Annotated in this window: 9 protein-coding genes; 7 read left to right on the top strand and 2 right to left on the bottom strand. The window is 61.3% G+C overall.

Annotated features, from left to right (window positions below; genetic code table 11):
* Positions 1-4: 4 nt before the first annotated feature.
* On the top strand, positions 5-1,393 hold the full coding sequence (locus FFH21_RS10270; RefSeq protein WP_041924504.1) for an efflux transporter outer membrane subunit: 1,389 nt from the start codon (positions 5-7) through the stop codon (positions 1,391-1,393).
* A 403-nt stretch (positions 1,394-1,796) separates the two neighbouring features.
* Here the strand turns inward: FFH21_RS10270 and FFH21_RS10255 are convergent, their stop codons facing one another.
* Positions 1,797-3,431, bottom strand: a complete 1,635-nt coding sequence (locus FFH21_RS10255) for a hypothetical protein (protein ID WP_019742136.1) — start codon at positions 3,429-3,431, stop codon at positions 1,797-1,799.
* 183 nt (positions 3,432-3,614) lie between these two features.
* On the opposite strand from FFH21_RS10255, the gene pvdM reads away from it, so the two are divergent.
* The 6 genes from pvdM (at position 3,615) to FFH21_RS10225 (ending at position 14,077) form a co-directional block, all read left to right on the top strand.
* Complete coding sequence (gene pvdM, locus FFH21_RS10250; protein ID WP_004667505.1) at positions 3,615-5,009, top strand: pyoverdine-tailoring dipeptidase-like protein PvdM; 1,395 nt, start codon at positions 3,615-3,617, stop codon at positions 5,007-5,009.
* Complete coding sequence (locus FFH21_RS10245; protein ID WP_004659020.1) at positions 5,002-6,282, top strand: aminotransferase class V-fold PLP-dependent enzyme; 1,281 nt, start codon at positions 5,002-5,004, stop codon at positions 6,280-6,282. Before pvdM ends, FFH21_RS10245 begins: the two co-directional genes overlap by 8 nt.
* Positions 6,283-6,330: 48 nt before the next feature.
* Positions 6,331-7,197, top strand: coding sequence for a formylglycine-generating enzyme family protein (locus tag FFH21_RS10240; RefSeq protein WP_004664631.1), 867 nt, complete (start codon positions 6,331-6,333; stop codon positions 7,195-7,197).
* 69 nt (positions 7,198-7,266) lie between these two features.
* A complete protein-coding gene (locus FFH21_RS10235) occupies positions 7,267-8,943 on the top strand; it encodes a cyclic peptide export ABC transporter (protein WP_005753277.1) in 1,677 nt (558 codons plus the stop codon).
* A 307-nt stretch (positions 8,944-9,250) separates the two neighbouring features.
* Complete coding sequence (locus tag FFH21_RS10230) at positions 9,251-11,482, top strand: TonB-dependent siderophore receptor (protein WP_004667503.1); 2,232 nt, start codon at positions 9,251-9,253, stop codon at positions 11,480-11,482.
* Between the two features lie 189 nt (positions 11,483-11,671).
* Positions 11,672-14,077 carry a TonB-dependent siderophore receptor gene (locus FFH21_RS10225; RefSeq protein WP_011168295.1) on the top strand — a complete coding sequence of 802 codons (2,406 nt, stop codon included), beginning with the start codon at positions 11,672-11,674 and terminating at the stop codon, positions 14,075-14,077.
* 145 nt (positions 14,078-14,222) lie between these two features.
* On the opposite strand, the gene FFH21_RS10215 is transcribed toward FFH21_RS10225, so the two are convergent.
* Entirely contained in the window at positions 14,223-22,850 is an 8,628-nt protein-coding gene (locus FFH21_RS10215) for a non-ribosomal peptide synthetase (protein ID WP_011168294.1), read from the bottom strand.
* Position 22,851 lies beyond the last annotated feature (1 nt).

Here is a 22,851-nt window from a genome sequence, read left to right as displayed (position 1 = left end):
ATCAATGAAGCCGAGCCTTTCCCTTTTGACCGTCTGCCTGTTACTGACCGCCTGCAATGCCCCGGCTCCGCGCCTGGACAGCGGCATTCAGCCACCTGCACGCTGGGCGTTTGCCCAGAGCGCTGCCGCCCAGCGCAGTGACGCCCACTGGTGGCAGCAGTTCGGCAGCCCGCAATTGAATCGCCTGATCGAACAGGCCAGTCGCGACAGCCACGAAGTCGCTGCAGCAATGGCTCGTGTGCGTCAGGCGCAGGCCAGCGCCATCATTGGCGGCGCACCTTTGCTTCCGGAGCTGGCCTTTGACCTGCGCGGCGAACGCAATAAGTTCGTGCGCAACAGCGACCGCAAGGCCAACCCTTCCGACGACAACAACACCAACAACTTCACCAGCGACCTGACCGCCAGCTATGAAGTGGATTTCTGGGGCGGTATCGCCGCCGGACGCGACAGTGCGCTACAAAGTCTGCGGGCCAGCGAATTCGATCAGGCGACAGTGGAACTGACCCTGCTCGGCAACGTCGCTGACCGCTATGCGCAAACCCTCGCGGCGCGCGAGCAAGGCCGGATTGCCGAGCTGAACCTGGCCAACGCGCAAAGCGTTTTGAGGCTGGTGCAGACCCGTTACGACTCGGGTTCGGCCACTGCACTGGAACTGGCGCAGCAGAAAAACCTGGTCGCCACCCAGCAGCGCGAACTGCCACGCGTTCAGCAACTGGCCAACGAGCAGTTGATCAGCCTGGCAGCGTTGCTCGGCCAGCCGGTACAGAATCTGAACCTCGGTGATCAGGCGTTCGCCACCCTGAACTGGCCGGACATCGGCCCCGGTCTGCCCAGCGAACTGCTGACCCGCCGCCCGGATCTGGCCAAAGCCGAAGCTGAACTGGCCGCGGCGCAAGCCAATGTCACGGTGGCGCGCGCTGCCATGCTGCCAAAGCTGACCCTGAGCGCCAGGCTCGGCACCGAAGCCACCCGCGCCGAAGACTGGTTGCGCGCACCGTTCAGCAGCCTGGCTGCCGGTCTGGTCGGGCCGATCTTCAATAATGGGCGTCTGGCTGCCGAGCGCGACAGGGCCACAGCTCGTCAGGAAGAGCTGCTGGAAACCTATCGCGGAGCGATCATCAACAGCTTCGCCGACGTCGAAAAAGCCCTGAACAGCATTCAAGGCCTGGACCAGCAACGCTACTGGCACGAAGAAGAACTCAAACAGGCGCAAACCGCTTTCAACATCGCCCAGAGCCGCTATGAAGAAGGTGCCGAGGACTTACTGACGGTACTGGAAACCCAACGCACGCTGTATCAGGCGCAGGACGTGAGCGTGCAGTTACGGCTGGCACGCTTGCAGGCGAGTATCGCGCTGTACAAGGCACTGGGCGGCGGCTGGCAGGTGCGCTGAGCGCATGATCCACTATCGTGCGACGCTCTGCGTCGACATGCAGGTCTGGACGCTCCGCGTCCTCTTTGCGACGCAGAGCGTCATGACCTGCATTCCCACGCTGGAGCGTGAGGAACGATAATCCCAACTATCGTACTGAAGCTCTGCGTCGGTCTGCGCAGATAACTCAATTATCGTGCGACGCTCTGCGTCCTCTTGCGACGCAGAGCGTCGAGAGCTGCATTCCCACGCTGGAGCGTGAGGAACGATAATTCCAACTATCGTACTGAAGCTCTGCGTCGGTATGCGCAGATAACTCAATTATCGTGCGACGCTCTGCGTCGCATGCCGTTCGGGACGCAGAGCGTCATGACCTGCATTCCCACGCTGGAGCGTGCGGAACGATCACCTCAACGACCGTTCGCTAAAACCACCTGTCCGGCAACAGATTGCGCGCATACCAAGGCCTGCGCGGCACGCGGCGTAGCAGGTTGCTCAATTTGTCATCCGCCGCAAAGGTAATACGCAGCGCAAGCTTCATGACTTCCGGGTCCATTTCCATGGTCGTGCCTGCTGCCTGCCCGGGCACGGTGCTGCAGCCGTGGGTTTCCGGCCCCAGCCACGGGTCGCTGACTTCAACCCAGCGGCCCGCCGCGAACCACGGCACGCCATTGACTTCCAGGCGCTTCACTTCACCCGGATGAAAGCGCTCGTGGGCGCGGAACCAGTCGTCGATGCGGTCGTCGATCCAGCCGTGAAACATCCAGAACACCGGGTTCACATGCGATGAAAACGGATCGGCGAGAAAGTCGTTTTCCGGCTCGAACCAGCGCTCGGCGAAGTCGTCCGAACGACGCGCCATGGGCACCGGCTGGCCGTTGGCGGGGTCGCGAGCGACGGAGGCCCAACGCATGTGCAACCAGTCGTGCAGCTCCAGCTCGACCTGCGACCCAAACTGCCCCAACGTCAGCTTCGACAGAAAGCGCGGGTCGCGGTACTGCGACTCCCAGACCTGAAAGTGCGTGTGAAACGTCTCGTGGCTTTTGATATCGCTGACCAGTTGCGTGTATTCCTCATCGCCCTGGGCCAGCCAGTTGGGCGGCAGCGAACAACCGTCGTGATTATCGAAATAACGTGCGAAACCCAACCGGTCACGCTCCAGCTCAGGCTGAGGCAACGGAAACCGCGGCCACGACGGCAGGTCCTGAATCTTGCGCGCCTGAATCAGCATGTGCCGGTGCATGTAAAAGAAGTCTTCACCCGAACCGTTGCGGTCCTTGTGCGGGCCACGCGCATCACGCTCTTTCTCGCGCGGCCCCGGCTGCCAGCCGATACCACGCAGGGCGTTGCGCTTGTCTTCGGGCAGCTTGTGCCATTTGTCCCGAGAGGCATGCCACAGCTGGTGAAACAAGCGATGCTCCTTGGAAACCAGCCAGGCCAGAAACGGCGGACTCAGGCCGACCCGCTCGCGCGCCTCAGGGAACACCTGCTTGATGGCAATCAGGCGGTTTTCCAGCTCCGGCAGGGCCAACGGCCGGTCCAGACGTTCGATACGTCCGCTCAACGTGCCGCTGCCCGCATTGCCGAACGCGCCCCAGACTTCATCAAGGGTCAGGCTGAATTCGTAATCCGCAGTGTCGCTGTGCGGATCATTGCCAGCATGGCCATCCATGACCCGCAGATACAGCTTTGCCGCGTTGGCCGGCTGCAGGTCGCCAATCACCCGGAAGCGTGGCTGTGCGTCGCTGCGCAATTGCTCCGGCGTATCGATATAACCGCGCAGGCCGCGACCGCGCGGGGCAATGTCGAGAAACATTTCCAGACCTTCAAGCGGCGCATCGGCCAGCCCGGCATCACGCCCTTCGAAACGCAGCGTCCATACCCCGCGCAGCTTGTCGGCCAGGCGCTGGGTAGACGTATCTGCGGGCCCGGCCGTGGCCTCGCCCGGTGTCACGGGTTCCTCGACACGGGTGAATTCCCGATGCGCATAATAGGCAGCCGGAACTGCCGCGCCGGTCAGCGCCAGCCCTGCTATGAACCCTCGTCGAGAAATCGTCATTACCCTACCTGTTCCAGCACCGAGACAGCCGTTATCCAAGCTAGAACGTAAACCCGGCAGACAAATTTAGCTCAGCGTCTGAATCCAGGATACGGCGCTAAATTTTTCGCCCATCCGCTCGTTCTCCACCAGATAGCAACAGCCCTTGCAGGCTGCGCAACGGTTAATCTGAACGAGACGGAAATGACAAGACCGCGTTGGAAAAAGGCTCTCTTCATCGGCCTGCCGCTGGCCCTGGCCATCAGTGCAGGCGCGGGTTTTCTGGCCTGGAATTACTGGTCGCCTGCCGGTTACCCGGTCAAGGTCATGAAGCAGGCCGACGACCTGCAAGAGCGGATCATTTCCTTCGACAGCCACATCACCGTGCCGATGAAATTCGGCAGCGAGGGCAATGAAGCCGACAAGGACGGTTCGGGCCAGTTCGATCTGGTGAAAACCGCACGCGGGCGCTTGTCCGGCGCAGCACTGACGGTATTCGGCTGGCCGGAAATCTGGAACGGCGACAATGCCCCGCATCGCCCGACACCCGGCTTTGTCGACGAAGCGCGCCACCAGCAGGAAGTGCGCTACAAGATCATCACCGGCATGGTTCGGGATTTCCCCAATCAGGTCGGCATCGCCTATACCCCCGACGACATGCGCCGCCTGCACGGCGAGGGCAAGTTTGCGATTTTTATCAGCATGCTCAACGCCTACCCGCTGGGCAATGACCTGAGCCTGCTGGACCACTGGACAGCGCGCGGCATGCGCATGTTCGGCTTCAGTTACGTCGGTAATAACAGCTGGGCCGACTCTTCACGCCCCCTGCCCTTTCTAAACGACACGCCCGACGCGCTGGGCGGCCTGTCGGAAATCGGCAAGCAGGCAGTGCAACGCCTCAACGACCTGGGCGTGATCATTGATGTCTCGCAAATGTCGAGCAAGGCGCTGGAGCAGGTCAGCCAGTTGAGCCGTACGCCAATGGTCGCCTCGCACTCGGCCCCGCGTGCGCTGGTGGACATCCCGCGCAACCTCAGCGACGAGGAAATGCAGCTCATCAAGCGCAGTGGCGGCGTGGTGCAGATCGTGGCTTTCCCGGCCTATTTGAAGCCGCTGACCCAGAAGACTCAGGACAAACTCAACGCCCTGCGCAAGGACTTCGACCTGCCGCCACTGCCCAACCTGGCCATGGCACTGATGCCCGGCGACGCGATTATCACGGTCTGGCCGGAACAGCGCTTCGGTGCCTACGCCAGCAAGCTGTACGCGATCCTTGAAGAAGAGCCCAAGGCCACGGTCAAGGATTTCGTCGACGCCATCGATTACACGGTCAGAAAGATCGGTATCGACCATGTCGGCATCAGCTCCGATTTCAATGATGGCGGTGGCGTAAAAGGCTTCAACGATGTCAGCGAGATTCGCAACGTGACCGCCGAGCTGATCGAGCGCGGTTACGCCGAAGCGGATATCACCAAGCTCTGGGGCGGCAATTTTCTGCGCGTCTGGGAGCAGGTGCAGGCTTCGGCGCGTCCGGACGCGAAACAAACCAACCTTTCGAATGCCGCTAGCCGAACATCAGGCGCTACCGCTCATGACTGACCGCAGAACCTTCCTCAAACAGGCCGGAGTGCTGGCCGCAGCCTTGCCACTGGGCTCCGGTCTTGCGTCAACGGCCCTGGCGTCCGCACCTGCACCGACTTCCACAGACAAATGGGCGCGCTTGAAACAGCTGTTCAATCAGGACCCGGATTACGTCCACCTTTCCAACTTTCTGGTCACCTCGCACCCCACTCCGGTTCGCGAGGCCATCGAACAGCATCGCGCGCGCATCGACCGCAACCCCGGACTGGCGATGGACTGGGACCTGAGGGAAACCGAGCGCTGCGAACATGAAGTTCGCGTCTGGGCGGGCAAGTACCTGAATGCCCAGCCTGGCCAGATCGCCCTCACCGGCAGCACCACCGAAGGGCTGGCGATCATCTACGGCGGTCTGCATGTGCGCCCGGATCAGGAGATTCTGACCACCGAGCACGAGCATTCCTGTACCCGCGACATCCTCAAATTCCGCCAGCAGCGCGAAGGCACTCAGGTGCGCAAGATTCGCCTGTTCAAAGACCCGGCGACCGTGTCGGCAGACGAAATCATCGGCTCCATTGCGCGCAGTATTCAGCCGAAGACGCGAGTGCTGGGCATGACCTGGGTGCAGTCCGGCAGTGGTGTGAAATTGCCTATCGGCGCCATCGGCGATCTGGTCGAGGAACACAACCGCAACCGTGACGACAAAGACCGCATTCTGTATGTGGTCGACGGCGTACACGGGTTTGGCGTCGAGAACCTGGATTTCCCGGACATGAAGTGCGACTTCTATGTCGCCGGCACTCACAAGTGGATGTTCGGCCCGCGCGGTACAGGCATTGTCTGCGCCCGCTCGGAGCAGGTCAAAGACCTCACCCCACTGATCCCGACGTTCTCGGAAGCCACCGGTTTCAGCACAATCATGACGCCCGGCGGCTATCACTCGTTCGAACACCGCTGGGCACTGAACGAGGCGTTCAAGCTGCACCTGCAACTGGGCAAAGCCGACGTGCAGGCGCGTATTCACGAGCTTAACAGCTACCTCAAGCAGCGCCTCAAGGCGCAGCCCAACGTCGAACTGGTGACACCGATGGACCCGGCACTGTCGGCGGGTTTCAGTTTCTTCCGGCTCAAGGGCCAGGAAAGTGACGAGGTGGCCGCCTGGCTGATGAAACAACGCATGGTCGTGGACGCCGTGAGCCGTGATGTCGGCCCGGTGGTGCGCACCGCGCCGGGATTGCTGAACAACGAGGCCGAAATCGATCGATTCATGGCCCTGCTCAGCCAGCGCAGCTGACGTGCACGCACTGAATCAACTGTTTTCCGCTTTCTATCGAGACCCGTCATGAAAAAAACACTGCTGTCCCTTTCCGCCCTGTTCGGCCTGTTGCTCTGCGGCACCACCCTCGCCGCCACGTCCGCGCCAGTACCCGCGCCCGGAAAAGTGTTCAAGGACTGCAAGGATTGCCCGGAAATGGTCGTGCTGCCTGCAGGCACTTTCACCATGGGCGCACCCGAGGAAGAAATGGGTCGCCAGCCGGACGAAGGCCCTCTGCATGACGTGACCTTCGCCAAACCGTTCGCCATCAGCCGCTTTCAGGTACTGAGTGGCGAATGGAACGCCTACATCAAGAGCTCCGGTTACAAGATGCCAGACGGCGATACCCGCCCTGGCCGCGAGTGCAAGGCCGGCAAGCCACGCTACCCGCTGACGGCGCGCCAGCCCGCCGTGTGCATGGACTGGAACGAAGCCAAGGCCTATGTCGAATGGCTGTCGAAGAAGACCGGCAAGTCCTATCACATGGTCAGCGAAGCGCAGCGCGAATACGCGGCACGTGGCGGCAGCAAGGGCTCTTTCCCGTTCCCGATGGATGAAGGCAAGCCCTACAGCATCGCCAAACACGCCAACACCTACGGCCCGGAAGACGGCTTCAGCTACACCGCGCCCGCTGGCAGCTACAGCCCCAACGATTTCGGCATTTACGACGCCCACGGCAATGTCTACGAATGGACCGCCGATTGCGAGACCAGCAACTACAACGGCGCACCCACTGACGGCAGCGCGTGGCTGGCCGGCGATTGCACCTGGAAAATGATTCGCGGCAATGACTGGACCGAAGCGCCGATCTTCTCCCGCTCCGGCAACCGCAACAGCCGTCAGCCGGATGTACGCGGCGACTGGCTGGGTTTCCGGGTCGCCCGCGACCTGTAACGGACTTCATGCGCGCCTGCGGCCTGCGACAGACGCGGGCCGCACTCACGGACACTGACGAGACACACCATGACCCGCAAAACTGAAAGCCTCGCCCGGGAAACCCTGAGAATCCTCAAGCCCTTCTGGTGGCTGGTGGCGCTGTCGACCGTGCTGGGGATTGTCAGCGGTCTGAGCGTCACCGGCCTGCTGGCCACCATCAACAATGCTATGAACATGCCCGGCGGCCCGGACACACAGACCGCACTGCTGTTCGCCGGGTTGTGTGTGCTGACCCTGGCCTGCTCGACACTGTCCAACCTGTCGACCAACTACGTTGGCCAGCGCGTGGTCGCCAACCTGCGCCGCGAGCTGGCCGCCAAGGTGCTGGTGGCACCCATCGAGCAACTGGAGCGTTATCGCTCGCACCGTCTGATTCCGGTGCTGCTCAACGACGTCAACACCATCAGCACCTTCGCCCTGTCGGTCGCACCGATGGTCATCTCGTTCACCGTCACCCTGGGCTGCCTGACCTATCTGGCACTGCTGTCCTGGCAGATTCTGGCGCTGACCGTGCTCACCGTGGTGCTCGGCACCGGCGCGCAGTACCTGGCCCATGCGTACGGCATGCGCAGCATTCTGGCGGCGCGCAACAGCGAAGACGAATTGCAGAAGCACTATCAGGCGCTGTCTGCGGGTGCCAAGGAGCTGCGCATTCAGCGCAAGCGTCGTCAGCACATGCTCGACGAGAAGATTCACGGTGCCACCGAGCACATCTGCCGCTCGAACATTCGCGCCGCCAACATTTTCGTCAGCGCGGAAACCTTCGGTTCGATGCTGTTCTTTGCCGTGATCGGCATCGCCATCGCCTTCCAGGCCATGTGGCCGACCACTGAAAAAACCGTGCTGGGCGGCTTCGTGCTGGTGATGCTGTACATGAAAGGCCCGCTGGAACGCCTGATTACCGCCCTGCCCGGCATCAGCCGCGCGCAGATCGCCATGCGCCGTATCGCCGAACTGTCGTGGAAGTTTTCCAACCCCGAACCCCACTTGCTGGTCAGCGACCGCCCCAATTCGCTGGCCAATATGCAAACCCTGGAACTGCACAACCTGCGCTATGACTACCCTCCGGTCGAGGGCAGCGACGCCTTTCATCTCGGCCCGGTCGATTTGAGCATCAAACAGGGCGATATCGTGTTCATCGTCGGCGAAAACGGCTGTGGCAAGACCACGCTGATCAAGCTGCTGCTGGGTCTGTACACGCCGCAACAGGGTGAAATCCGCCTCAATGGGCAGACCGTCACCCCGGAAAACCTGGATGACTACCGCCAGTTATTCACTACGATCTTTGCCGATTACTACCTGTTTGATGAGCCGTTGCAGGGGCAGGCCGCGCTGCCGCAAGACGCCGGCAAATACCTGGAACGGCTGGACATCGCGCACAAGGTCAGCATAAAGGACGGTGCCTTCACCACCACCGACCTGTCGACCGGTCAGCGCAAGCGTCTGGCACTGATCAACGCGTGGCTGGACGAGCGTCAGGTGCTGGTCTTCGACGAGTGGGCCGCTGATCAGGACCCGGCGTTCCGGCGCGTGTTCTACACCGAACTGCTGCCGGAGCTGAAGCAGCAAGGCAAGACCATCATCGTCATCTCCCATGACGACCGCTATTTCTACATCGCCGACCAACTGGTGCGCATGCAGACCGGGCAGATTCAGGTCGAGCAGGTGCAAAACGACACTTACGACAAAACCATTCCGGCCTGATTCATCCACGCCTCGAAAGCCCCGCCCGGCCAGTCCGCGAGCGGGGCTTTTTGTTACCCGACGAAGCCATACCCGCCCTAATCAGATAGCCAAGCGCCATCTTTTTTCCGGAATTGTGAAAAATTCATTAAATAAACGTTATTCGCTTTCGTTCTCATTAAGAGCGAATTGCGTGCACAGCCATCTCCCGCGCAGCGCCTTATAAAAAAGTTGCTCACGCCTGCCCCGTCGACGGCTGAACCCGACTGCGCAGACCTGAACAACGCTCTCAATCTCCTTGCCGATACCCACTGGAAAGAGCCAATTCATGCACAACCCGTCACGACTTACCCCGCTCAGCAAAGCGTTGATGCTCAGTCAGATGTTCCGCTCCCGGCCATCCATGGCGGCCATGGGCCTTGCGCTCTGTATGCCGGTGGCCAGCCAGGCACAGGAAACCGCCGCAGACGGTTCGACCACCACGGGCACGGTCAACCTGGCCCCGACCGCGATCGACTCGCAGTACCTGGGCACCGCCACTGACGGCACTGGCTCTTACACCACCGGCGCGGTAAGTATCGGCAAGGGCGCGCCACAGTCGCTGCGTGAAACACCGCAGTCTGTAAGCGTGGTGACTCGGCAAGTCATGGATGACAACAACCTCAACAGCCTGAGCAAGGTTCTGGAAGACACTCCGGGGATCACCTTCCAGTACCGTAACTTCGGCGGTCACGTGTATACCTCGCGCGGCTTCTCGCTGCTGGCGGAGAGCTTTCTGGTCGACGGCATTGGCGGCCAGGGCTATCAGATCACCGGCTGGATGCAGCCGGACATGGCCATCTATGACCGTGTGGAAGTATTGCGCGGCGCGTCTGGCCTGCTGGTAGGTGCCGGTCAGCCCGGTGGCGCGGTCAATCTGGTGCGCAAACGCCCGACCGCCGACAACAAATTTTCGATCACCACTCGCGCAGGTTCGTGGGATCAGTACCGCGTCGATCTGGATGGCAGCGGCAAGCTCAACGATTCGGGTACGCTGCGCGGGCGCATGGTCGCGGCTTACGATGACAGCGGTTCGTACCTGGATGGGCGCGACAGCCGCACCCCGCTGCTGTACGGCATCGTCGAAGCCGACCTGAGCGATGACACCACGCTGACCATGAGCCTGCGTCGCCAGGAACAGGTCATCAATGGCTACTCGATCTACGGCCTGCCGCGCTACAGCAACGGCCAGTCGCTGGGCCTGTCGCGCTCGACCAATCTGGCGCAGAAGTGGAACCGTCTTGAAAGCGACATGACCGAGGTCTTTACCGAAGTCGCGCATCGCTTCAATGAGGACTGGACCAGCCGCACGTCGCTTACTTACTCGCAGGGCGGTTTTGATCAGAACATTGCCTACGCACGAGGCGCAGTAAACCCAACGACGCTGGCGGGCTCCAATTTTCAGGGCACACTGTTTCGCAAGGACGAGGTCGACAGCGTCGGTCTGAACAGTCAACTGGAAGGTAACTTCAACGCGTTCGGCCTTGATCATCAGGTAACCCTGGGGGCTGACTGGTCAAAACAGGACGCCAACACGCATCAGGCGACCGTGACGAGACGCACCGCAGTCAACGTCTTTGATGTCGACCAGAGCGCTTTCGCCAAACCGGTCCGTCCGGCCTGGACCACCGACATCGACACCACCGAAGAACGCGCAGGCCTGTACGCCAACACGCGTATTCACCTGAGCGAGCCGTTGAGCGTGGTTCTGGGCAGCCGCCTGAGCTGGTATGACTACAAGTACGACGTCAAAACCGGCGCAGCCAACAGTTACGAATCCAAGCAGACTCAGGAATTCACCCCGTTCGCCGGCCTGATCTACGACATCAACGACAACTGGTCGTGGTACGCCAGCTATGCCGACATCTTCACACCACAAGCCAACTACGTAACCGCAGGCGGCTCGCCGCTGGACCCGGCCATTGGTTCCAACTACGAAACGGGCTTCAAGGGTGAACTGTTCGACAAGCGCATGAACCTGTCGATGGCGCTGTTCTACATCAAACAGAAAGATGTCGCCGCGCTGGACGTCAACACAACTCAGACCTGCCCGACCAGCTCCGACGGCTCCTGCTACCTGCAGGACGGCATCAGCCGTAGCAAGGGTGTCGACGTCGAAGCCAGCGGTGAAGTGTTGCCAGGCCTGCAAGTATTCGGCGGCTATACCTTCAACATGCTGCGTAACAATGGCGATGCAGATGTAGCCTACGAAACACCGAAACACATGCTGCGCCTCAACACCAGCTACAACCTGCCGGGCGCATGGAACCGCCTGACCCTGGGCACCGGCGTGTCGGCAGATTCGGGCTATGAAGTGCCGTCCAACAAACAGCTGGGCGTTTCTGGCAAGGCCATCTGGGATGCGCGAGCCTCTTGGAAACTGGACGAGAACTGGAAGGTGTCGCTCAACGCCGAAAACCTTTTCGACCGCAAGTATTACAGCACCTCGATCGCCACCGACCGCTCCAACGTCTACGGCGAACCGCGCAGCTATGTCCTGACCTTGCGGGGGGATTTCTGATCTGAGTCCAGGCTTTTGATTCTGGCCGAAGGCCGTGGGAGCGAGCCGGGCGACGCTTCATTTGTTCGCGAAGAAGTCAGTATGTTCTCCGAAAATGCATTGTCTGAACGACCGTCTTCGCGAACAAGTTCGCTCCCACAGGGATTTGCATTTATCCTGCACCCTCGATTTCAATGAGCCATCCTTCCCATGCCAACACCCTTCAGCCGTCTGCGCACAGGCCGCGTGAAAACGCTTGGCTTGCGTCTGGGCGGGCTGGTGCTGGCATTGGCTTTTCAGGGCGAGGCACTGGCTGAAGAGTTCGACTTCGATATCCCCGCACAACCCTTGAACAGCGCCCTTAAAGAGCTGGGTCGCCAGGGCGACCTGCAAATTCTTTACAACCCCGATGATGTGAACGGCAAGTTCAGCGGCCCGGTGCACGGCAGGTTGACGCCTGAACAGGCGGTCGCGGATCTGCTGAAACAGGCTGGTGTAACGCACAACCTCGAGGCCGATACGCTGACCCTCGGCAGCGCGGCGTCCGCGCACCCCATGAACCTCGGGCCGGTGGCGATCAAGGGCGACCCGTTCGGTATCACCACCGAGGGCAGCGGCTCGTATGCGACGACCGGCGTGAGCATCAACAAGACGTCACAATCGCTGCGCGAAACCCCGCAATCGGTCACGGTCATGACCCGTCAGTTGATGAACGACAAAAACCTCAACGGCCTCGACGAGGTGATGGCGCAGACGCCTGGCATCACCTTTTCGCAACGCAACTTTGGCTCTCATGTGTTCAGCTCGCGGGGCTTCGCGCTGGAAGACGAGAGCTACACCATCGATGGCGTTGCCGGTCAGGGTTACAGCGTGACCGGCTGGATGACCCCGGACACGGAGATCTACGACCGCGTCGAAGTGCTGCGCGGTGCTGCCGGACTGTTGATCGGCGCGGGCAACCCCGGTGGCGCGGTCAATCTGGTGCGCAAGCGGCCGACCGCCTTACCGCAGTTCTCGATCACCACCCGCGCCGGCAGTTGGGACCAGTACCGGGTCGATCTGGATGGCAGCAGCAAGCTCAACGATTCGGGCAGCGTGCGCGGGCGTTTTGTCACGTCTTACGAAGACCGTGGATACTTCATCGACGGCCTGAAAAAGACTGCGCCGCTGTTGTACGGCATTCTGGAAACCGACCTGAGCGAAGACACCACACTCACGCTGGGCCTGCGCCATCAAAGCGCGGATACCCACGGCTATTCGATTTTCGGCCTGCCCCGCTACAGCAACGGCAAGGCCATTGATCTGCCGCGCTCCACCTCCTTGGCCCAGGACTGGAACCGTCATCAGACCCGCACCGACGAAGTGTTCAGCGAACTGGAAACCCGCTTTGACGAAAACTGGAGCGGCACATTGTCTGCCACTCACTCCGATGGGGCTTTCGATCAGAAAGTCGCCTACGCAAAAGGCGCCATAGACCCTGCGACCCAGAGCGGTTCACGACTGGTCAGAACCCTGTTTCGCTCGGACACGCTGCAAAGCGACGGTTTCGACAGCCATCTGGACGGTCGTTTCGACGCCTTTGGCCTGACCCACCAGTTGACCATCGGCGGCAACTGGTCTGAGCAAAAACGTGATTCGCGCTATGCCACCGTCAACAGCAATCGGCCGCTGGACATCTTCAATCCCGATCACGACGCGATTGCTGAACCTGCGCGTCCGGCCTGGCGCAGCACCGACTACAGCGACAAGCGTTATGGCGTTTACAGCAACCTGCGCCTGAGCCTGACCGAGTCGTTGAGCCTGGTCATGGGCGGCCGGGTCAGCTGGTATGACTATCAGAGCCAGTCCGCAGGCGTGACTACTCGCGCTCAAGAGGAAAACCAGGTCACGCCGTTCGTTGGCGTGATCTACGATCTGAACCGAGACTGGTCGTGGTACGCCAGCCACACCGATATCTTCCTGCCGCAAAGCGGTTATAGAACGGCATCCGGCGCATTTCTTGACCCGGCCATCGGTGCCAGCCATGAAACCGGCATCAAGGGCGAGTTGTTCGACAAGCGCCTGAACGTGTCTTTCGCGCTGTTCTATGTGAAACAGAAAGACGTGGCGGTCGAGGACGATGCCAATGCGGGCCAGTGCCTGAGCAACGACGCTTACGGCACCTGCTATGTGAATGGCGACATCCGGCGCAGCAAGGGTATCGACATGGAGATCAGCGGTGAACCGTTACCGGGATTGCAGACCCTGGCCGGTTACACCTTCAACCTCACGCGCGGCAGCGACGGGAAATCGATTTCAGCAGAAACACCCCGGCACATGCTGCGCTTGTCCAGCAGCTACAACCTGCCCGGCACCTGGCGTCGACTGACCGTCGGCGGCGGTGTGTCGGCGCAAAGCGGCTACTCGGAGCACGAGTCGACCCAGCCCATAGACAACCCTGGCCGCGCCACCTGGGACGCACGCGCCTCATGGAAGATCGACGAACACTGGTCGGTGGCCCTCAACGGCAACAACCTGCTGGATCGCAAATACTACAAGGCAACCGGCGACATCGACCGCGGCAACTACTACGGCGACCCGCGCAACTACGTCCTGACGTTGCGCGGCGATTTTTAGAAGCCCGCGCTCGCGCCTTACAATCAAGACCGGACGCAGAGCGTCCAGAACTGCATGCGACGCAGAGCGCCGCACGATAGTCGCCGGACCAGACACCTATCGTTCCGCACGCTCAGCGTGGGAATGCCGTTCGTGACGCTCTGCGTCACACAAGCCGCTCGGCAAGCCCGTGCAGAAACACTTCCGCGAGCACCACGTTGTCATGCCGCTGATCAACCGTTGTCGAGCTGCGCAGCCCGTTCACCGAGCACTGTTCAAGCAGCACCGCTTCAGCCCGGGCAATCTGCCCTGGCGCACGGCTCTGCCCGGCCCACCAGCAATCGGCCTGTACGTTAAGCGTTTTCAGGGTAAATGCCTGGCTCAGTTGTGCGTTGGCTTCCAGTAGTTTGTAACCGGTTTCGATCTCGTCCTGAACGGCGATGTCCTGGAATATGCTGCGCAGGTTGTCGGCGTTCATGCCGGCCTCCAGCGCGACATGGTCGACCACCCAGTCAATCACCTCGCCCTCGCTGGACAGCGACTGCCGGGCGGTTTCGATAAGCCCCACAATCGACGCTTCCTGCAAGCCCGGCACAAACGCCTGCAAGCTTTTGATCAGGCTGCGGTAGTAGTTTTCGCCCTGTTTTTGCGTGGTGACTTCCGGCGCTTCTTCGACCCACTCCATCCCGACCGAGGCAGGCAACTGGGTGTCCACCAGCCCGAGAAAGCTCACCGTGTCGCCCTCACGCTCAAGTACATGCGCCACCTCGATGGCCAACGCGCCGCCCATCGACCAGCCCAGCAGGTTGTAAGGCCCGTGCGATTGAGTCATACGGATTTGCTCGACGTAGTAATCGACCATTTCCTGCCACGACGTATCAAACCAGCCCGGCACCACATAAGCCTTGTTGACCAGCCCGTAAACCGGTCGGCTGTCGCTCAATTGGCCAGCCAGAGGGTAATACGAGTAGGTGCCGCCACCGCCCGGTGGCAGGCAGAACAACGGCGCATTGTCCGATCGATTGGCGTTCATGACGATGACCGCCGATTTGACCTTAGCCTCATTGGTACGCATGAAATCGGCCAGCTCACCGAGGGTCTGCATCAACAGGAAATCATGCAGTTTGATGGAGACATCAAACGTCTCGCGAATCCTGCCTGCCAGCGAAACCGCCAGCAGCGAGTGGCCGCCCAGGGCGAAGAAGTTGTCGTTGAGCCCTACCCGTTCGACCTGCAGCACCTGCTCCCACAACGCGGCAAGACGTTGCTCGAATTCCGTACGTGGCGCGACGTGGCCTTGCTGTGAACGAGCCACGTCCGGTTTGGGCAGTGCCCGGCGATCCAGCTTACCGTTGGCGGTCAGCGGCATCACATCAATGAAGACAAAGTATGTCGGCACCATGTAATCCGGCACGTGAGCCTTAAGGTGCGTTTTCAGGGTTTCGCGCAGAGCGTCCGAATCCAGACCAGCATCAGTGCGCACCAGATACGCCACCAGCTGCTTGCCGGAAGGCCCGTCAATATCGATTACATTGGCTTCTCGCACACCGGCATGCTCATGCAGACGCGCTTCGATCTCGCCCAGCTCGATACGCAGCCCGCGAATTTTCACTTGATGGTCGATACGCCCGGCGTATTCGATAACGCCTTCGTCACGATAACGCGCCAGATCCCCGGTCCGGTAAAGACGCCCGCCCTGCTCGTCGAACGGGTCCGGCACAAAGCGTTCAGCCGTCAGCGCAGCGCGGTTGTGGTAACCCCGCGCCAGACCCACACCGCCCAGATACAGCTCTGCCGCAACGCCCTGCGCGGCAGGCAGCAATCCGTCGTCGAGGATATGGGTTTTCAGGTTATCGATAGGTCGACCAATCGGCACGCTGAGCACGTCGTCCGGGGTGCAAGTCCAATGCGTCACGTCGATAGCCGCTTCGGTCGGGCCGTACAGGTTGAACAAATCCGCCTGCGGCAGACGCTTGAGCACCTGACCGGCGAGTTCGGCAGGCAGTGCTTCGCCGCTGCACACCACACGACGCAAGCTGTTACAGCTTTCCACCTGAGGATGGGTGAGAAACGCCTGGAGCATCGACGGGACAAAGTGCAGCGTCGTGACCTGATGTTCGCGGATGGTCTGCACCAGCCGCTCCGGATCGCGATGATCGCCCGGCAACGCCACGGCCAAACGTGCTCCGGTCAGCAGCGGCCAGAAGAATTCCCACACCGACACGTCGAAGCTGAACGGGGTTTTCTGCAATACCGTATCGCTGCCATCCAGCCCGTAGGCCTTCTGCATCCAGTGCAAACGGTTGACCAGGGCGCGATGGCTGTTGCCGGCGCCCTTGGGCTTGCCGGTCGAGCCGGAGGTGTAAATCACATACGCAAGATTCAGCGGATGGCTGAGGTTGATCGGGTTGGCAGTGCGGTAACCGGCCAGCCAGTCGCCGTCCTGATCCAGGCACAGACTTTGTACTTTCGCAGGAACCGGCAGGCGCTGTAACAGCACGCTCTGGGTCAGCAGCAAACCAATGCCGCTGTCCTGCATCATGTAAGCCAGACGGTCCTCGGGGTAATCCGGGTCCAGCGGCACGTAAGCGCCACTTGCCTTGATGATTGCCAGCAAACCGACCACCAGTTCCAGACTACGCTCGACACAAATCCCCACCAGCACATCCGGGCCAACACCCGCCTCACGCAAGCGATGGGCAAGCTGATTAGCGCGGGCGTTAAGTTGCGCATAGCTCAGTTGTTCAGCCGCAAAAATCAGTGCCGGAGCGTCCGGCGTAGCCTGTACCTGGGCTTCGATCAGGCTGTGCAGGCAGTGCTCACCAGGGAAATCGGCAGCCGTGGCGTTCCAGTCGCGAACAATCTGCTGCTGTTCGTGATCATCCAACAGCGCCAGCTCACCAATCGCCGCCTGCGGATCACGCACCAATGCCTGCAAAACCTGGCTCAGATGCGCCGACAACTGCGCCATGTGCTGCTCGCTGAAATGCTGGCGGGCATAGCTGAAGCGCATCGACAGGGTTTCGCCCAGATTGACCACCAGAGTCAGCGGGTAATGAGTCTGCTCCTGGGTGTGCAGGCCGCCGAACACCAGCCCCTGCGGCGCGGACTGTTGCAGCGCTTCGGACACCGGGTAGTTTTCGAACACCAGAATGTTGTCGAACAGCGCCTCGCCAGCGCTGCGTGCCCAGCGTTGAATCTCGTACAACGGTGTGTGTTCATGCTCACGCAGGGCGATGTTCTTCGCCTGCACTTGCTGAACCCAGTCCGCCACCCGCTGTTCCGGGCGCGGGCTGGCGATTACCGGCAAGGTGTTGATGAACAGCCCTAGTTGCTCCTCAACACCCGGCAGGTCAGCCGGACGCCCGGCCACGGTTGCGCCGAAGGTCACGCTGGACTGCCCCGTGTAGCGTTGCAGCACCAGCAACCAGGCCGATTGCACCAGCGTGTTGAGGGTGACGCGCTGCTCGCGGGCAAACTCGCTCAACTGGCGGGTGCCATCGGCATCGATCAGTTGCAGGTAATCGCCATGCCCCTGCTCGCTCCCGGACGCTTTGAAGGCCTGAACCAGCCGGGTCGGCTCGTCCAGTTCGGCAAGCTGGCCGGTCCAGAAACGTTCACTGAGCGCAGCATCCTGGCGTTGCAGCCATTCGATATAGTCGCGATAACGACTGACTTGCCTCGGCAGCGTCTGGCCGCTGTAGCGTTGCAGCACCTCGCCCAGCAGGCGCGAGCTGCTCCAGCCATCCATGAGAATGTGATGGCTGGTGTAGATCAGTTGATGCGTCTGTTCGCCAGTGCGCAATACGGCCAGGCGCAGAAGTGGCCCCCGAGCCAGGTCGAAGCCCTGCTGGCGATCGGCATTCGCCCAATCGTCGATCCATTCGCCTGATTGCGCACGGGCATCCAGTTCGACAAACGGCATGCTGACATTGCGCAACACCACTTGCAGCGACTGCTCAAGATGGCTGACAAAGCCGCTGCGCAGTACTTCATGGGCATCCAGCGTGGCCTGCCAGGCGGCACGGAAACGCGGCACGTCCAGGCCACTGACCTCGACGCGCATCTGGTTGATGTAATTGCCCGCGTCCTGCTCGAACAGGGTGTGGAACAGCATGCCCTGCTGCATCGGTGCCAGCGGGTAGATGTCTTCGATCTGCGCCGCAGGGATTGGCAAATTGCTCAACTGCGACTGGCTCAGGCGTGCCAGTGGGAAGTCCGACGGCGTCACGCCTGCCACGCCTTCGCGGGTGCAATGCGCAATCAATTGTTGCAGTTCAACCGCGTATTCGTCGGCCAGCCGCTGCACGGTGTCGCGTTCAAATACCGCACCGCTGAAGGTCCAGCTCAGGCGCAATTCGCCGCCATACACCTGGCCATTGATGCTGAGCGGCGCAGCCAACGGTGCATCGGCGCTCTGCGACGCGCCGCTGCTCTCGGCCGAGGGCGTGAACAACGCGCCTTGTGCGTCGAAGCTGCCGTCGAACTGCCCGAGGTAATTGAACACGATACTGCCCAGCGGCAACGCTTGCAGGGTCTGCCGCGCCGATTCACTGCGCAGATAACGCAGGGCGCCGTAACCAATGCCCTTGTCGGGCACTGCGCGCAGCTGTTCCTTGATGGTCATGAGCGAATCGGCCAACGTGGCCTGCGGCGTGAGCCGGACCGGGTACAGGTTGCTGAACCAGCCGACCGTACGGGTGATGTCCAGCGTGTCGAAGAGGTCTTCGCGGCCATGCCCTTCCAGACGAATCAGGGCATGCGGCTGCGCGGTCCAGCGACTGACCACCCGCGCCAGCGCGGTCAGCAGCAGGTCGTTGATCTGCGTGCGATAAGCCGCCGGAGCGTCTTGCAGCAGTTGCCGGGTCTGCTCGCCATTCAGTTGCGTGACCACCGACAGCGCGTGCTTCTGTTGCTGACCGCCGTGCGGGTGATCGCAGGGCAAGGCGTCGCTGACGTCCTTCAACTGCGTCTGCCAATAATCCAGTTCCTGCGCCAGCGCAGGGCTTTGCGCGTAGGCCTGCAAGTGCTCGGCCCAGCTTTGCAGCGAGCTGGTTTTCGTCGCCAGCGCCAATGGCTGGCCTGTTGCGATGGCGACATACGCCTGTTGCAGATCTTCCAGCAGCACCCGCCACGACACGCCATCCACCACCAGGTGATGGATCACCAGCAACAAACGCTGCTCGCCCTGCGGCAAGTCGATCAGCACCGCACGCAGCAACGGGCCGTTTTTCAGGTCCAGACTGCGTTGTGCTTCATCGGCCAGTTCAGGCAAGCGCTCGGCACTGTCCAGTTCGTGGGTCCAGAGCAGGTCGCGAGTGTTCAGCGCACCGAATGTGGCTTGCCATTGGCCGTCTTGCTGGGTGAAACCCAGACGCAGCGCGTCGTGCTGTTCGATCAGCGCGGTCAGTGCAGCTTGAAGGTGGATTGCATCCAGCGTTTGCAGGGGCTTGAGCATCAGCGCCTGATTCCAGTGCTGACGCTCTGGGATATCCTGTTCAAAAAAACGTGCCTGAATCGGCAGCAACGGCAGCGAGCCACTGACCTGTTCGACCGCGGCAGCTGGTTTCTTCTGGATCAGTTTTGCCACCGAGGCCAACTGGCCGATGGTCTGCTTTTCGAACAACTGCTTGGGGCTGAGCTTGATGCCCTGGCGCTTGGCGCGAGCGATGATCTGCAGGCTGAGGATCGAATCGCCGCCCAGCTCGAAGAAGTTGTCAGTGCTGCCGACCTGCTCCAGTTTCAATACGTCCGCCCACACGGCGGCGAGCTTTTCCTCGATCTCGCCAACTGGCGCGGTGTAGCGCTGTTTGACCACGCCGGGTTTAGGCAAGGCGCGCTTGTCGAGCTTGCCGTTGGCGGTCACGGGCAGCCTGTCCAGCAGCATGATCTGCGCGGGCACCAGGTATTCGGGCAAGCGCGCAGCCAGTTGCTCGCGCAGGCTGTCGACACTGAGGCTCGCACCGGCCGCCGCAACGCAGTACGCCACCAGTTGCAGGCGTGTTTCGTCGCTTTCCAGCGGCTGCGCCAGCACCACGGCTTCGGCGACGTTTTCCAGGGTTTGCAGCAACTGGCCGACTTCCCCCGGCTCGACCCGGTAACCGCGGATTTTCACCTGATCATCCGCGCGCCCCAAGTACTCCAGCACGCCGTCCACCCAGCGCGCGCGGTCACCCGCACGGTACAGGCGCTGACCCTCGGCGTGCGGGTCCGGCACGAAGCGTTCGGCGGTCATCGCCGCACGGCCCAGATAGCCCTGCGCCAAGCCTTGACCGCCCAGATACAGCTCGCCTGCCACACGCTCGGCAACCGGGTTGAGATAGGCGTCCAGCACCCGCGCTTTGCCATTGGCCAGTGGTTGACCGACCGGCACACTGCGGCAAGCGTCAACGCGCTCGGCGACTTCATGGGTGAGGATGCCGACCGTGGTTTCCGTCGGGCCGTAGTGGTTGACGATCCGGCAGCCCGGTTTGAGCGCGCGGATTTGCTCGATCAACGCCCAGGAACTGGCCTCGCCACCCAGAATCAGCAATTGGCCCGGCAGCACGTCGGTCGGGTTGGCGGCTTGCAGCAGCCCCTGCAAATGGCTGGGTACGATTTTCAGCACTGCAACCTGATGCTCGGCCATGTAACGGGCGAAGCCATCAGGGTCGAACGCCTGCTCATGAGACAGCAGATGCAGCGGGCGCCCAGACGCCAGCGCACCAAACAGCAAGGTATGGCCCAGGTCTGCGGCGACAGTCGACACCATCGCCATGCTCGCCCCGTCATCCAGCGACAGGCGCCCAAGCACGCCCTGCACGTAGTTGGCCAGCGCGCCGTGGCTGATCACCACGCCCTTCGGCTGCCCGGTGGAGCCGGAGGTGTAGATGATGTACGCCGGTTGTTCGGCGATGACACGCACATTAAGCGTACTGCCATCCACCTCGGACCATAGCGCAGCATCGAAGACCAGCACCGGGCACACACCCAGTTGCGCGGCCTTGTCGTCGCCGAACGCGTGAATCAACAACGCCGCGCCGCTGTCACGAACCAGTTGCTGCAAACGCTCGGCGGGCTGTGCGCTGTCCAGCGGCAGGTAAACGGCACCGAGTTTAAGCACCGCCAGCAGGCTGACCACCCATTCCACAGAGCGGTCCAGGCACAGCGCAACGGTCACGCCCGGCTTGATGTCCTGCGCATGCAGGTAGCGGGCGAACTGGTTACTGCGTTGTTCAAGTTCGTCAAAGCTCAACACCTGCTGGCCAACGCGCAACGCGGTCTTGCCGCGCCCGATGTGCAGGCCCTGTTGCCACAGGCTGAGGAAGTCGCCGCAGGCAAAATCGGCGGTCTGTTCAGCAATCGGCAGCGACACTGCTTGCGGCTGATCGGCAAGTCGCTGGTCGGTGTCTGCAACCAGCGCTTGCAGTACAGCGCGTAGCGCCTCGGCCATGCGCTCGATGGTCGATGGCTCGAACAGGTCGGTGGCGTAAGTGAAATAACCGCGTATGCCGCCCGGCGTGTCGGTGAAGTCGAAGGCCAGATCAAAGCGCGCATCGCTGCTGCCAATCGGAAATTCATCGACAGTCAGGCCCGACACACGTTGCCCGCTGTCTTCGGCCGCCAGCACGTGCTGATTGATCTTGAACTGGAACAACGGGTTGTGGCCCAGATTACGCTCGGGTGCCAGCGCATCCACCAAATGTTCAAAGGGCAGTTCCTGATGCGACTGGGCACCGGTCACGACCTGTTTCACCTGAGCCAGCAACTGCGCAAAGCTCTGCTGTTCGTCCACCTGCACACGCAACACTTGAGTATTGATGAAGAAACCAATCAGGCCTTCCAGCTCGCTGCGGGTGCGCCCGGCATTGGGCGCGCCGATGCGAATGTCGGCCTGACCACTGAAACGCGACAGCACCACCGACAGTGCCGCCAGAGTCAGCATGAACAAGGTCTGGCCGCTATTGCGCGCCAGGCTTTTCAGTTGCGCGGACAATCGTTCCGGCACATCGACGCGCACCGTCGCGCCACGCTGGCTCGGTTGCAGCGAACGCTGGTGATCCAGCGGCAGGCTCAATAGCGGATGCTCTGTGCCCAACTGCTGCTTCCAGTAGTTCAACTGCCGCTCGCCCTCCCCGGCTTCCAGCCATGCGCGCTGCCAGATCGCGTAGTCGGCATATTGAATGGCCAGCGCAGGCAATTGCGCTGGCTGCCCGGAGACCTGAGCCTGATACAACTGCACAAACTCACGAATCAGCACTTCACCGGACCAGCCATCGGAGACGATGTGATGCATGCACACGGTCAGGACGTGTTCGGCTTCGCCCAGCTGAAACAGCCTGACCCGCAGTAATGTACCGCTGAGCAAATCGAAGGGCTTTTGCAGCTCGGCGCGCACCTGGTTTTCGATGTCGGCTGGCGCAACCGAGGCAAACTCAAGAGCGACTGTCGCCTGCTGAAGAATCTCCTGATAGAACGCGCCGTCCTCGGAAACAAACCGGGTGCGCAGGGTTTCGTGGCGCTGCACCAGATTGTCCAGCGCTGTACTCAATGCCTGCCGGTCCAGCGGGCCATTCAGACGCACTGCCATAGGCACGTTGTACGCGGCGTTGCCCGGTTCCATCTGCCAGAGAAACAGCATGCGCTGCTGGGCGTAGGACAGCGGGATACGCGCTACATCATGCCGGGTTACAGCGATGGGCAGCAGTTTGAAGCTCTGCCCGGTCTCGTGCATCTTGTTCAGAATCTGGCGGCGCTGTTCGACGGGCAAACCAACGAAACGCTGGGCGATACGCTCTGCTGCAGACTTGTCCATG

This window comes from Pseudomonas sp. KBS0707 (assembly GCF_005937945.2).
GTDB classification, from domain to species: domain Bacteria; phylum Pseudomonadota; class Gammaproteobacteria; order Pseudomonadales; family Pseudomonadaceae; genus Aquipseudomonas; species Aquipseudomonas amygdali.
This window is presented reverse-complemented; position numbering and strand designations above follow the sequence as displayed.

Coding starts and splice junctions, on each gene's coding strand:
- FFH21_RS10230 (WP_004667503.1), top strand. CDS start 9,251: ATGCACAACCCGTCACGACTTACCCCGCTCAGCAAAGCGTTGATGCTC.
- FFH21_RS10225 (WP_011168295.1), top strand. CDS start 11,672: ATGCCAACACCCTTCAGCCGTCTGCGCACAGGCCGCGTGAAAACGCTT.
- FFH21_RS10215 (WP_011168294.1), bottom strand. CDS start 22,850: ATGGACAAGTCTGCAGCAGAGCGTATCGCCCAGCGTTTCGTTGGTTTG.
- FFH21_RS10255 (WP_019742136.1), bottom strand. CDS start 3,431: ATGACGATTTCTCGACGAGGGTTCATAGCAGGGCTGGCGCTGACCGGC.
- pvdM (WP_004667505.1), top strand. CDS start 3,615: ATGACAAGACCGCGTTGGAAAAAGGCTCTCTTCATCGGCCTGCCGCTG.
- FFH21_RS10240 (WP_004664631.1), top strand. CDS start 6,331: ATGAAAAAAACACTGCTGTCCCTTTCCGCCCTGTTCGGCCTGTTGCTC.
- FFH21_RS10245 (WP_004659020.1), top strand. CDS start 5,002: ATGACTGACCGCAGAACCTTCCTCAAACAGGCCGGAGTGCTGGCCGCA.
- FFH21_RS10235 (WP_005753277.1), top strand. CDS start 7,267: ATGACCCGCAAAACTGAAAGCCTCGCCCGGGAAACCCTGAGAATCCTC.
- FFH21_RS10270 (WP_041924504.1), top strand. CDS start 5: ATGAAGCCGAGCCTTTCCCTTTTGACCGTCTGCCTGTTACTGACCGCC.